Origin of the sequence: Actinocorallia longicatena (genome assembly GCF_039534125.1) — a bacterium.
GTDB classification, from domain to species: Bacteria; Actinomycetota; Actinomycetes; order Streptosporangiales; family Streptosporangiaceae; genus Actinocorallia; species Actinocorallia longicatena.
Map to the genome: position 1 here is coordinate 390724 of NZ_BAAAUV010000003.1, position 12785 is coordinate 403508.

Sequence of the window (12785 nt, forward strand, 5' to 3'; positions counted from 1 at the left end):
TGATGGGACTCAGCACTGCCCAGGTGGCGGAGCGGCGTGAGGCGGGTCAGACCAACGACGTGCCCCGGCGCAGCAGCCGCAGCGTCCAGGAGATCGTCCGGGCGAACGTCTTCACCCGGTTCAACGGCCTGATCGGCTCCCTGTGCGTGCTGGTCCTGATCTTCGGAGCCTGGCAGGACGCCCTGTTCGGCGGCATCATCATCGCCAACACCGCGATCGGGATCATCCAGGAGCTGCGGGCCAAGCGCACCCTGGACAAGCTGGCCGTGGTCGGCGAGCAGCGCGTCAAGGTCAGCCGGGACGGCGCCGAGACCCTGCTGGAGCAGAAGGACCTCGTCCTCGGCGACCTGATCATGCTGGAGACCGGGGACCGGATCGTGGTCGACGGCGTCGTCGAGGACTCCCGCTCGCTGGAGATCGACGAGTCCCTGCTGACCGGCGAGGCCGACCCGGTGCACAAGGCGTCCGGGCAGGACGTCATGTCGGGCAGTTTCGTCGTCGCGGGCGGCGGCTCCTTCACCGCCACCAAGGTCGGCCACGACGCCTACGCGGCCAAGCTCGTCCTGGAGGCCAGCCAGTTCAAGCTGGCCGACTCCGAGCTCCAGACCGGCATCAACCGCTTCCTCAAGCTCGTGACCTGGCTGCTGGTCCCGGTCGGGCTGCTGCTGGTGGTCAGCCAGTTCGTGGTCAGCAAGAACGACTTCGGGCAGGCCGTGGTCAGCGCGGTCGCCGGGGTCGTCACGATGATCCCCGAGGGCCTGGTCCTGATGACCAGCATCGCCTTCGCCGTCGGCGTGGTGCGGCTCGGGCAGCGGCAGTGCCTGGTCCAGGAGCTGCCCGCGATCGAGGGCCTGGCCCGGGTCGACGTGCTGTGCGTCGACAAGACCGGCACGCTCACCGAGCCCGGCATGGACCTCGACCGGTTCACCGTCCTGCGCGACGACCTGCCCGCCCGGGACGCCCTGCGCGCCCTCGTCGCCGCCGACCCCTCCCCCAACCCGACCATGAACGCCGTCGCCGAGTCCATGAGCGAGGGCGCCGATCCCGGCTGGATCGTCGACCAGGTCGTCCCGTTCTCCAGTGCCAGGAAGTGGAGCGGCGCCTCGTTCAAGAAGGAGGGCGACTGGGTCCTCGGCGCGGCCGACGTCCTGCTCGCCGCCGGTGATCCCCACCGGGCCGAGGCCGAGCGCCTCGGCGCCACGGGCCTGCGGGTCCTCGCCCTGGTCAAGGTGCCCGACGGCAGGCTCGACGTGCTCGCCCAGGGCGGCGGGGAACGTCTCCAGGCCGTCGCGCTGGTCGTGCTGAGGCAGCGGATCAGGCCCGAGGCGCACGGCACGATCGAGTACTTCGGGCAGCAGGGCGTCGCGGTCAAGGTCATCTCCGGCGACAACCCCGCCAGCGTCGGCGCGATCGCCCGGAGCCTCGCGATCCCCGGCGCCGATCGGCCCTACGACGCCCGCGACCTCACCGAGGCGAACATCGCCGAGGCCGTCGACACCCACTCGGTGTTCGGCCGGGTCACCCCGCAGCAGAAGCGCGACATGGTCAAGGCGCTCCAGTCGCGCGGCCACACCGTCGCGATGACCGGCGACGGCGTCAACGACGTCCTCGCGCTCAAGGACGCCGACCTGGGCGTGGCGATGGGGTCGGGCAGCGGCGCCACCCGCGCCGTCGCCAAGATCGTCCTGCTGGACGACAGCTTCGCGACCCTCCCCCACGTCGTGGCCGAGGGACGGCGGGTCCTCGGCAACATCGAGCGGGTCGCGAACCTGTTCCTCACCAAGACCGTCTACTCGATCCTGCTGGCCGTCCTGGTCGGGCTGATCGGGGTCAGGTTCCCCTTCCTGCCGCGCCATCTCACGCTGATCAGCACCCTGACGATCGGCATCCCCGCGTTCTTCCTGGCCCTGGCGCCGAACCTGGAGCGGGCGCGGCCCGGTTTCGTGCCGCGCGTGCTGCAGTTCGCGGTCCCGGCCGGCCTGGCCTGCGGGGCCGCGACCTTCCTCGGCTACATGCTGGCCCGCGACGATCCGGCGTCCGAGTTCGCCCAGGACTCGACGACCGCGACCTTCACCCTGTTCTTCCTGGCCATGTGGGTGCTCGCGCTGATCGCCCGCCCCTACACCTGGTGGCGGATCGGGCTGGTCGTCGCGATGGGCGCCGCGTTCCTGGTCATCCTGGCCGTGCCCTGGCTGCGGCACTTCTTCGCGCTCGACCACTCGAGCTTCCACAACGACGTCGTGGCGCTGGTCATCGCCGCCGCGTTCGGGTTCCTGCTGTCGCTGGCGCTCAGGCGGAACTGGTACGGAAAGCTCCTCGCCCGGATTCCCAAGAAACGTTAACGGGTCGAGTCTGGGGCGGTGCGGCCGATAACCTGGGGGCATGTCCGATCCACAACTCGTCATCGCCGCCCGGGTGCAGGCCGCGATCACCGCCGCTTTCGGTGATGATCACGCGGGCACCGACCCGGTGATCCGGCCGTCCCAGTTCGCCGACCTGCAGGCCAACGTGGCACTGCCGCTGTCGAAGAAGCTGCGACAGGCCCCGCGCGACGTCGCGAACGAGATCGTGGCCCGCCTCGACGTCGACGGCGTCGCCTCCTCGGTGGAGGTCAGCGGCCCGGGCTTCATCAACATCAAGCTGGCGGACGGGTGGATCGCGAGCCAGGTCACCCCGCTGGTCGGCGACGTCCGGGCGGGCGTCCCGATCACCGACCGGCCGCAGATCATCCCGGTCGACTACTCCTCGCCGAACGTGGCCAAGGAGATGCACGTCGGGCATCTGCGGACCACGATCGTCGGCGACGCCTTCGCGCGGACCGGCGAGTTCCGCGGCCACACGATCATCCGGCAGAACCACATCGGCGACTGGGGCACCCCCTTCGGCATGCTCATCGAGCACCTGCTCGAGGTGGGCGAGGACACCGAAGAGGGCCAGCTGCTCGTCAACGACCCGAACTCCTTCTACCAGGCGGCGCGGGCCAAGTTCGAGGCGTCGGAGAAGGGCGAGGGGCACGGCGACTTCGCCACCCGGGCCCGCAAGCGGGTCGTGCTGCTCCAGGCCAAGGACCCGGCGACGCTGGAGACCTGGCACCGGCTGGTCGACATGTCGAAGGTCTACTTCAACAAGATCTACTCCATGCTCGACGTCTCGCTGACCGACTCCGACCTCGCGGGCGAGAGCATGTACAACGACATGCTCCCCGGCATCTGCGACGAGCTCGAGGAACGCGGCATCGCGGTCATCGACGACGGCGCGCTCTGCGTCTTCAACGAGGGCTACGTGGGCCGCGAGGGCGAGCCGCTGCCGCTGATCATCCGCAAGAGCGACGGCGGCTACGGCTACGGAACCACCGACGTCGCGTGCCTGAAGTACCGGGCCCAGACCCTGCACGCCGACCGGGCCGTCTACGTCATCGGCGCGCCGCAGGCCCTGCACCTCAGCATGGCCTGGGACACCGTCGAGCGGGCCGGCTGGAAGGGCAGGACCGAGCCGTTCCACGCCAAGATCGGCAACGTCCTCGGCGACGACGGCCGGATCCTGCGGACCAGGTCCGGTAAGTCGATCAAGCTGGCGGCGCTGCTGGAAGAGGCCGTCGAGCGCGCCGAGAAGATCGTCGAGGACCGGGGCTACGACGAGGAGACGAAGAAGGAGATCGCGCACGCCGTGGGCATCGGCGGCGTCAAGTACGCCGACCTGTCGACCGCCCGCGACAGCGAGTACGTCTTCGACTTCGACCGGATGCTCGCCCTTTCGGGCAACACCGGCCCCTACCTCCAGTACGCCACGGCCCGGATCCGGTCGATCTTCCGCAAGGCCGGGGTCTCCGTCGAGGACGCCACCTCGCCGATCACGATCACCGAGCCGGCCGAGCGGGCCCTGGCACTGCACCTGCTGCGCTTCCCCTCGGTCATCGACGAGGTCCTCGACGGGGTCTATCCGCACAAGCTGTGCACCTACCTCTTCGAGCTCGCCCAGGCGTTCACGACCTTCTACGACGAGTGCCCGGTCGCCAAGCCCGAGGTTCCGGTCGAGGTCCGCGACAGCAGGCTCGCGCTGCTGCGGGTCACGCTCCAGACCCTGGTCACGGGGCTGGGCGTCCTCGGGATCCCGGTGCCCGAGCGCATGTAGGCCGCTGAAATAGATCATGACGGTGTGCTTTCCGAGTCTTTGCCTCGGGGCATAACGAGATCGTTATGCTCGAAAGTATCCCCCCTGAGCTGTACGGCCTGGGGGGATGCGTGAGTCACGGGTGGTCCATCAGGGCCCGGCTGAGCCTCATCGCCTCCTCCGTCATGCTGCTGGTGTGCCTCGCGGGATCGGCCGCCGCGCTCCTCGCCGTGCGGGACCTGGCGAGCAACTACCGGACCGAGAAGACGGCCGCCGCCGCGCTGAAGATCGTCCACTCGATCAAGCGCGGTCATCTGCCGAAGGTGCTGCCGTCGGCCCTGATCGACGATCTCGAGATCGTGCAGGTCGTCAACGCCCAGGGCACCGTCGTGGCCGGGAGCGGGACGCTCGGCGACGCGCCGCGGATCACCGCGATCATGCCGCCCGACGACAGCCCCCGCGTCAACCAGGTCCGCTGCGACCTGCCGCTGGTCCCCGGCTGCGACATCGTGGTCGCCTTCCGGGTCTACGAGCCCGACGGGGACTGGGTCGTCTACGCCATGAGCGACGCGGTGCCCTGGTACGTGTCGGGACGCCTGATCACGATCCTCTCCATCGCGACGATCGTCCTGGTCACCGCGACGGCCCTCGGCTCGGCCCGGACGGTCTCCCGCGCGCTCAAGCCCGTCGAGGACATCCGGGCCCGCGCCGAGGAGATCGGGGCGGACGCCCGGGGAGTCCGGATGGGCGAGCGGCTGCCGCTGCCCAAGCACGGCGACGAGCTGTACGCGCTGACCGTCTCGGCCAACGGGGTCCTCGACCGGCTGGAGCGGACCATCTACCGGGAGCGCCGCTTCACCTCCGACGCCTCCCACGACCTGCGCTCCCCGATCACCGCGATGCGCGCCCAGCTCGACGAGGCGCTGCTCTACCCCGCCGAGACCGACTGGAAGGAGACCGGGCAGCACCTGTCGGCCAGCCTGGACCGGCTCCAGGCGATCGTCGAGGACCTCCTGACGCTGGCCAGGATCGACAGCGGCCACGCCGCCCCCACCGAGCCGGTCGCCCTCGACGAGCTGATCCGCGCCGAGGTCGCCCGCCGCCGCTTCCCGATCCCGGTGGAGCTGACGCTGGATCCCGTCCGGATCTCGGGCAACCCGCTCCAGCTCACCCGGCTGCTCACCAACCTCCTCGACAACGCCCAGCGGCACGCCGAGCACCGGGTCGCGGTGGTCCTGCGGGCGGAGGAGGGCACCGCGGTCCTGGAGATCGTCAACGACGGCGACTCGATCCCGGCGGAGCTGCGCGAGGAGGTGTTCCGCCGGTTCACCCGGCTGGACGACTCCCGGAGCAAGGACACCGGCGGCACCGGCCTCGGCCTGGCCATCGTCCGGGAGATCACCACCGCCCACGGCGGCGCGATCCGGGTCGCCGACAGCGACGACGGCGCCCGCTTCGTCATCCGGCTCCCGCTGCTCGACGCGTAACCGGCTCACCCCGGGCACCCGCTCGCCCTGCGACCATCTCCCGGACGGCCGGGGCCACCTCGTGGGCCAGGACCGGGAGCCAGGCGGGGTCGCCCGCGTGGATCAGGGTGTCCATCCGGTGCTCGATGACCAGATCGGCGAGCTCGGCGGCCGTCCTGGGGCCCGCGAAGTTGTAGATCCGGCGGATCTCGGACGGCTTGCGCCCGGCGGCGTGGGCGGCGTCGTCGATGATCCGGTGGCCCTCGGCGAGGCGTTCCGGGGGGACGAAGGAGGAGGAGGGGATCCAGCCGTCGGCGTGCGTCCCGGCGATCTCCAGGGAGCGGCGGCCGGTGACGCCCAGCCAGATCCCCATCGGATGGACGGGCACCGGGCCTCCGATGGCGGGGAATCCACCGCCGAGGCGGTAGTGCTCCCCCTCGAAGCGGACGTCCTTCTCCCCCGACCACAGCAGCCGGATGACCTGGACGGCCTCCGCGAGCGCCGTCCGGGACGCGCGGGGGGTGCGGTGCGGGCCGCCGTGGGCGGTGATCGCGTCCCAGAAGATGCCGCCGCCGAGGCCCAGCTCGGCGCGTCCGCCGCTCAGGACGTCCAGGGAGGCCAGGGTGCCCGCGAGGACCTGGGGCGGCCGCAGCGGCAGGCAGGCGACGTCGGGGAAGACCGTGATCCCGCCGGTCACGGCCAGGACCGTCGCCATCAGGGCCAGGCAGTCCAGCCGGCGCTGGTAGGGATGGTCCTGGACGCCGAGGAGGTCGAGGCCGAGGCGGTCGGCCTCGACGGCGACGCGGACGGCGTCGGGGCCCGGCGCCAGGAAATGGCCGAACTGCGGCAAGGACGGTCCTTCCGGACAAGCGTCAAGGCCCCTTCCCCGGAGGGAAAGGGCCTTGGACGGAACGCGGCTGTTACAGGTCGCCGTAAAGACCGGACAGGAAGCCCGCCTCGCCGGAGGCCGAGTGGTTCATCGGCTCCTCCACGACCACGACGGTGGCCGGGGCTGCGTTGCGGACCGCGGCGCGCCGGGCGGCCGGCTTGCGCGCCGGAGCCTTCTTCGCCGTGGTGGCCTTCGGACGGGTGGTGGCGCGAGCGGTGGTGGCCTTCTTGGCCGCCGCCGGCTTCTTCGCCGCCGAGGTGGTGCTCTTGGCCGCCACGGTACGCGTCGTCGCCGCCTTCTTGGCGGCGGGCTTGCGGACCGCGCGGGTCGCCGTGGTGGTGGCCTTCCTGGCCGCCGCCGTGCGCGTCGTGGTGGCCTTCTTCGCCGCGGCGGGCTTCTTCGCCGCTGTGGTCGCCTTCTTCGCCGCCGGCTTCCTGGCCGCCGTGGTGGCGGTCTTGGTGCCGGTCGTCTTCTTGGCGGCCGTGGCCCGCGTGGTGGTGGTCTTGGCCGCCGTCCTGCGCGCCGGAGCGGCCTTCGCGGCGGTGGTGCGGGCCCTGGCCGCGGCGGGCTTGGCCGCCGTGGCCAGCTTGACCGACTTGATGGCCTTGGCCGCGTCGGACATGGCCTTGGCGGCCGTCGCCATCGACTTGGTCGCCGTCTTCATGGCGGTCATCGCCGAGTTCAGGGCCTTGGCCGAGGTGCCGGCCTTGGTGGCGGCGGCGGTCATCTTGGTGGTGGCCGCCGTCATCTTGGTCGCCGCCGAGCCGACCTTGGTCGCCGCCGCGGCCGGGGTCATCCCCCTGGCCGCGGAGGAGCGCACCGGCGTGGTGCGGGCGGTCGTGGTGCGGGCGGTGGTCGCCCGCGCCGTCGTCGTCCGCTTGGCCGCCGTGGTCTTGCGGGCGGCGGGCTTGCGGGTCGTGGCGGTCTTCGCCGCGGTCCGCGTAGCGGGCTTCTTGGCAGCGGTGCTCTTGGCCGCCGGACGGGTCTTCGACGTCGAAGCCGTGCGGGCCGTGACGGTCCCGGTGGACTTCGCCGCCGCAGAGGTCCGCTTGGCAGCGGTCGCCCTCTTCGGCGCCGCCTTCCGCGCGGCCGTCGTGGTGGCCTTCTTCACGGTCGGCTTCTTGGCCGCCGCGGTGCGAGTCGTCGTAGTGCTACGGCGAGTGGTCGCACGAGTTGTTGATTTGGTAGGCACTGATCCATCCCCCCGTAGTGATCAGCTACGGGGGGAGGTATTCCACGCCTGCGGTAGATCTAAAACACGGAACTGCGAAACTCGTTTACGACCCGATGGGATGCCACACGGTTTTCGTCTCCAGAAGGGCCGTCATACGGGCCGTTCCCGGGTCGGCCGCCCAGTCGTTCGCGGCGGGTCGAAGGACACGCTTCAGATTGCCCGCAGCCTCGATTTCACAGGCCTTCGCGAGTTCTTCCGGAGCGCCCGTGAGGTCGATCGCGTTGACGTCCATGTGCCCCGCGAGCCACGGTGCGAGCTCGGCGTGGCGGCCCGTCAAAATATTCACGACGCCGCCGGGCAGATCCGAGGTCGCGAGCACCTCGGCGAAGGTGACGGCGACCAGCGGCGTCTCGGTGACGACCACGGTCGTGTTGCCGGAGACGATGGCCGGGGCCAGCACGGACACCAGTCCGAGCAGGCCGGAGTCGGTGGGCGCGAGGACCGCGACGACCCCCGTCGGCTCGGGCGAGGAGAGGTTGAGGAACGGCCCCGCGACGGGATTCGCCGAACCGGTGACGGAGCCGATCTTGTCGGCCCATCCGGCGTACCAGACCCACCGGTCGACGGCCGCGTCCACCTCGTTCTCCGCGGCGGCCACCGAAAGGCCCGTGGAGCGCAGTTCCTCGACGAACTGAGAACGCCTTCCCTCGAGCATTTCGGCGATCCTGTAAAGGATCTGACCCCGGTTGTAGGCCGTTCTCGACGACCATCCGCCGAACGCCTTGCGGGCCGCCACGACCGCGTCCCTGACGTCCTTGCGGGACGCCCAGGAAGCGTTGGCGAGGAAATTGCCCTTGCTGTCGTTCACGACGTAGGACCTGCCGGACTCCGAGCGCGGAAAAGCGCCGCCGATGTAGAGCTTGTAGGTCTTGCGCACGGCCAGCCGCTGCGATTCCTTCGACGACTTAGTGGGCAAGGTAGGCCTCCAGACCGTGGCGGCCGCCCTCGCGGCCGAAACCCGACTCCTTGTAGCCGCCGAAGGGCGACGCCGGGTCGAACTGGTTGAACGTGTTGGCCCACACCACGCCCGCGCGGAGCTTGTCGGCCATGGACAGGATCCGGGAGCCCTTCTCGGTCCACACACCGGCGGACAGGCCGTACGGGGTGTTGTTGGCCTTCTCGACGGCCTCGGCGGGCGTCCGGAAGGTCAGCACCGACAGCACGGGGCCGAAGATCTCCTCGCGGGCGATGCGGTGGCTGAGCGCGACCTCGGTGAACAGGGTCGGCGCGAACCAGAAGCCGCTCTCGGGCAGGTCGCACGGCGGCGACCACAGCTCGGCGCCCTCGTCGACGCCGCTGGCGACCAGGTCCCTGATGGTGGAGAGCTGCGCCGCGGAGTTGATCGCGCCGACGTCGGTGTTCTTGTCGAGCGGATCCCCGACGCGCAGCGTCGCCATGCGGATCTTCAGCTTGGCGAGGAGCTCGTCGGCGACGGACTCCTGCACGAGCAGCCGGGAACCGGCGCAGCACACGTGGCCCTGGTTGAAGTAGATCGCGTTGATGATGCCCTCGACGGCCTGGTCGAGCGGGGCGTCGTCGAACACGATGTTCGCGCCCTTGCCGCCGAGTTCCAGCGTGAGGCGCTTGCCGGTGCCCGCGACCGACCGGGCGATCTGCTTGCCGACCTCGGTGGAGCCGGTGAAGGCCACCTTGTCGATGCCGGGGTGCTCGACCAGCGCGCGGCCGGTCTCGCCCGCGCCGGTGACGATGTTGACCACGCCGGGCGGGAGGTCGGCCTGCTGGCACATCTCGGCGAACAGCAGAGCGGTCAGCGGGGTCGTCTCGGCGGGCTTGAGCACGACGGTGTTGCCGCAGGCGAGCGCCGGGGCGATCTTCCACGCGAGCATCATCAGCGGGAAGTTCCACGGGATGACCTGGCCCGCGACCCCGATCGGCCGGGTGCCGAAGCCGGAGTGCTCGAGCTTGTCGGCCCAGCCGGCGTAGTAGAAGAAGTGGGCGGCGACCAGCGGCAGGTCGACGTCGCGGGTCTCGCGGATCGGCTTGCCGTTGTCGATCGACTCCAGCACGGCCAGCTCGCGGGAGCGCTCCTGGATCAGCCGGGCGATCCGGTAGAGGTACTTGGCGCGCTCGCGCCCGGGCATGGGGCCCCAGACGGTGTCGAAGGCGGTCCTCGCGGCGGCGACGGCCCGGTCGACCTCGTCGGCGGTGGCGGAGGCGACCTCGGCCAGCACCTCCTCGGTCGCGGGGTTCACCGTCTTGAAGGACTCCTTGCCGGGGACGAACTCGCCGCCGACGAACAGCCCGTAGGAGTCCTTGATCTGGACGATGCTCCGGGACTCGGGAGCGGGTGCGTAGGAGAAGTCCACTGATTCTGACTCAGACATGTCTAGTCCAGCGTGAAGTAGTCGGGGCCGGAGTACACGCCGGTGGCGAGCTTCTGGCGCTGCATGAGCAGGTCGTTGAGCAGGGTCGACGCGCCGATCCTGAACCAGTGCGGGTCGAGCCAGTCCGGTCCGGCGATCTCGTTCACCAGGACGAGCTGCTTGATCGCGTCCTTGGTGGTGCGGATGCCGCCGGCGGGCTTCACCCCGACCATCCGTCCCCGCTCGGCGCGGAAGTCCCGGACGGCCTGGAGCATCAGCGCGACGACCGGCGCGGTCGCGGCGGGCTGGATCTTGCCGGTGGAGGTCTTGATGAAGTCGCCCCCGGCCAGCATGGCCAGCCAGGACGCCCGGCGCACGTTGTCGTAGGTGACCAGCTCTCCGGTCTCCAGGATGACCTTCAGATGGGCGCCCTCGCCGCCGTTCACCGACCCGGCGCACGCCTCCTTGACGGCCACGATCTCCTCGAAGACCTTGCCGTAGTTCCCGGCGAGGAAGGCTCCGCGGTCGATGACCATGTCGATCTCGGTGGCCCCGTCGGCGACGGCCTGGCGGGTGTCCTCGAGCTTGACCGCGAGCGGGGCGCGCCCGGCCGGGAAGGCCGTGGCGACCGAGGCGATCCCGACACCGGAGCCGCTCAGCTCGTCCGCGGCGATCTTGACCAGATCGGGGTAGACGCACACCGCGGCGACGGTGGGCGCCCCCGGCGCGGTCCGCACGGCCTTGGTGCACATCGCCCGGACCTTGCCCGGCGTGTCCGCGCCCTCCAGGGTGGTCAGGTCGACCATCGAGATGGCCAGGTCGATGGCCCGCGCCTTGGCCTCGTTCTTGATCGACCGGGTGCCGAGCCGGGCCGCCCTGGCGTCCTGGCCGACCTGGTCCACGCCCGGCAGCCCGTGCAGGACCCCGCGCAGCTGTGTTGAGCTCATCACAAGCCCAGCATCCGTCATGCCCATGCCCCCTAACAAACCCAACCTCGAAGTGCGGAGATAGACACTACTGGCAAACATGGGATGACCGGACTGTTTGGTCATTCCGCCAAAGCGGCCGCGATCCGCTGCGCCAGCTCGTCCTCGGTCCTCTCCCCGGCCGTCCTCATGATCACTTTGTCACCCCGCAGGAGCAGGAGGGTCGGCACGTTCGCGACCTCCAGCCGCTCGTCCTCCCAGGACGCCTCGTCGACGTCCACCTGGACGGCCGTGATCGCGTCCCCGAGGGAGCCCGCGAGGTCGTCCACCACGGGGACCATGCGTTTCGCGGCCTCCGAGTGGATCGCCGTGAACAGGGCCAGGACGGGCCGCGACCCGCCGAGCAGCTCGTCGAACTCGTCTTCCGATGCCAGTGAGCGAAGCGTCATGCACCCACAGTAACCAGACGGCGTGCCGGACTTGCCCTGGAGGCTCCCCGTCTGGTGTCCTCGGTCACACAACCTGTTTCACCAGATCAGGGCCGCTCTCAAAGAGGAGGCGCGGACATGTTCGAAGAAGCCCAGTACTTCGCTCCCGTGACCCGGGACGAACACGGGGCCGTAACGGTAGAACTGGCGCAGTCCCACCCCGGATTCGCCGATCCCGTCTACCGCGAACGCCGCAACACGATCGCTCATCTCGCCCTCACCCACCAGCGCGGCGAGCCGATCCCCGAAGCGCACTACACCGCCGAGGAGCAGGAGGTCTGGCGGATCGTCTCGGCCGAGCTCAAGGCCAAGCACGAGACCTACGCCTGCCGCGAGTACCTGGACGCCAAGGACCGGCTCCGGCTCCCCGCCGACCGGGTGCCGCAGCTCGAGGAGGTCTCCGGCCTGCTGGAGCCCCTGACCGGCTACCGCTACCTGCCGGCCGCCGGGCTCGTCCCGCTGCGGGACTTCTACGGGTCGCTGGCCGACGACTACTTCTACTCGACCCAGTACATCCGGCACCACAGCGTCCCGTTCTACACGCCGGAACCCGACGTGATCCACGAGGTGATGGGCCATGCCAACGCACTGGCCTCCGACCGTTTCGCCGCCCTCTACCGGGTCGCCGGGCAGGCCGCGCGGCGGGTCGAGACCACCGAGGCGCTCGAGTTCGTCTCCAAGGTCTTCTGGTTCACCCTGGAGTTCGGCGTCCTGCACGAGGCGGGCGAGCTGAGGGCCTACGGCGCGGGCATCCTGTCGTCCTACGGCGAGATCGAGGAGTTCCGCCACATGGACATCCACCCCCTGGACGTCCGCGAGATGGGCAGCACCGTCTACGACATCACCGCCTACCAGCGCCTGCTGTTCGCCGCCGACTCCCTCGACCACCTCGAGGACGTCGCCGGCACCTTCTGGGACACCTGCACCGACGACTCCATCGCCGCCCTCACCTGACGGAGGCGTCCGGAAACGGAAAAGCGAGGCCCCTTCCGCCTGGAACCTAGGACGGATCTTCAGACTCGCTCGGCGCTCCCTAGCAGCTCAGAGGCCCGATCCTGACGTCAGGGTCGGGCCTCTGATGGGTTGGGAGTCCAACTGGGCGACTGGGGCTTTTCGGGATCACCCGGGAAAATGCGGTTCATGGCCGTCGCACCCTCGTCCATGACGTAACGGATCTGGTGCCGGTACACCTTCTCCGTTACGGATGACCCTCCCACATGCCCGACGAGCCGGGCAATGTTCTGGATGGAAACGCCATCCGCCGACAGCAGAGATACGAACGTGTGCCAGAGAGCGACGCAGCTACCGCATCATTGCCCCTAGCTAGGCTTTAGAGGCTGCCGTACAG

At 70.0% G+C, this 12785-nt stretch carries 10 protein-coding genes; 4 read left to right on the top strand and 6 right to left on the bottom strand.

The annotated features are described in order from the left end of the window. Positions 1-2 precede the first annotated feature (2 nt). From ABD785_RS07470 to ABD785_RS07480, 3 genes are all read left to right on the top strand, one after another. Positions 3-2342 (top strand): HAD-IC family P-type ATPase, encoded by a 2340-nt coding sequence (locus ABD785_RS07470; protein ID WP_344823722.1) that lies wholly within the window; start codon positions 3-5, stop codon positions 2340-2342. A 40-nt stretch (positions 2343-2382) separates the two neighbouring features. Beyond that, positions 2383-4131 carry an arginine--tRNA ligase gene (gene argS / locus ABD785_RS07475; protein ID WP_344823726.1) on the top strand — a complete coding sequence of 583 codons (1749 nt, stop codon included), beginning with the start codon at positions 2383-2385 and terminating at the stop codon, positions 4129-4131. 110 nt (positions 4132-4241) lie between these two features. Further along, positions 4242-5597, top strand: a complete 1356-nt coding sequence (locus ABD785_RS07480) for a sensor histidine kinase (RefSeq protein WP_344823729.1) — start codon at positions 4242-4244, stop codon at positions 5595-5597. Here the strand turns inward: ABD785_RS07480 and ABD785_RS07485 are convergent. The 6 genes from ABD785_RS07485 to ABD785_RS07510 all read right to left on the bottom strand — a co-directional run bounded on the left by ABD785_RS07485 (position 5569) and on the right by ABD785_RS07510 (position 11398). Then, positions 5569-6426: an LLM class flavin-dependent oxidoreductase gene (locus tag ABD785_RS07485; protein WP_344823732.1), complete on the bottom strand. Its 858-nt coding sequence runs from the start codon at positions 6424-6426 to the stop codon at positions 5569-5571. The genes ABD785_RS07480 and ABD785_RS07485 overlap by 29 nt on opposite strands. 70 nt (positions 6427-6496) lie before the next feature. Further along, entirely contained in the window at positions 6497-7576 is a 1080-nt protein-coding gene (locus tag ABD785_RS07490; RefSeq protein ID WP_344823735.1) for a hypothetical protein, read from the bottom strand. A 166-nt stretch (positions 7577-7742) separates the two neighbouring features. Next, positions 7743-8615 (bottom strand): aldehyde dehydrogenase family protein, encoded by an 873-nt coding sequence (locus ABD785_RS07495; RefSeq protein ID WP_344823738.1) that lies wholly within the window; start codon positions 8613-8615, stop codon positions 7743-7745. After that, complete coding sequence (locus ABD785_RS07500; protein ID WP_344824143.1) at positions 8605-10026, bottom strand: aldehyde dehydrogenase family protein; 1422 nt, start codon at positions 10024-10026, stop codon at positions 8605-8607. The genes ABD785_RS07495 and ABD785_RS07500 overlap by 11 nt, the downstream gene beginning before the upstream one ends. A 20-nt stretch (positions 10027-10046) precedes the next feature. Then, positions 10047-10970: a deoxyribose-phosphate aldolase gene (gene deoC / locus ABD785_RS07505; RefSeq protein ID WP_344823741.1), complete on the bottom strand. Its 924-nt coding sequence runs from the start codon at positions 10968-10970 to the stop codon at positions 10047-10049. A 101-nt stretch (positions 10971-11071) separates the two neighbouring features. Then, positions 11072-11398, bottom strand: coding sequence for a thioredoxin family protein (locus ABD785_RS07510; protein ID WP_344823744.1), 327 nt, complete (start codon positions 11396-11398; stop codon positions 11072-11074). 117 nt (positions 11399-11515) lie between these two features. On the opposite strand from ABD785_RS07510, the gene ABD785_RS07515 reads away from it, so the two are divergent. Next, entirely contained in the window at positions 11516-12391 is an 876-nt protein-coding gene (locus ABD785_RS07515) for a phenylalanine 4-monooxygenase (RefSeq protein ID WP_344823747.1), read from the top strand. Positions 12392-12785 lie beyond the last annotated feature (394 nt).

What these genes read in the sequence shown, in the direction of transcription:
- ABD785_RS07470 (WP_344823722.1), top strand. Translation starts at nt 3, where the DNA reads ATGGGACTCAGCACTGCCCAGGTGGCGGAGCGGCGTGAGGCGGGTCAG.
- argS (WP_344823726.1), top strand. Translation starts at nt 2,383, where the DNA reads ATGTCCGATCCACAACTCGTCATCGCCGCCCGGGTGCAGGCCGCGATC.
- ABD785_RS07515 (WP_344823747.1), top strand. Translation starts at nt 11,516, where the DNA reads ATGTTCGAAGAAGCCCAGTACTTCGCTCCCGTGACCCGGGACGAACAC.
- ABD785_RS07510 (WP_344823744.1), bottom strand. Translation starts at nt 11,398, where the DNA reads ATGACGCTTCGCTCACTGGCATCGGAAGACGAGTTCGACGAGCTGCTC.
- deoC (WP_344823741.1), bottom strand. Translation starts at nt 10,970, where the DNA reads ATGAGCTCAACACAGCTGCGCGGGGTCCTGCACGGGCTGCCGGGCGTG.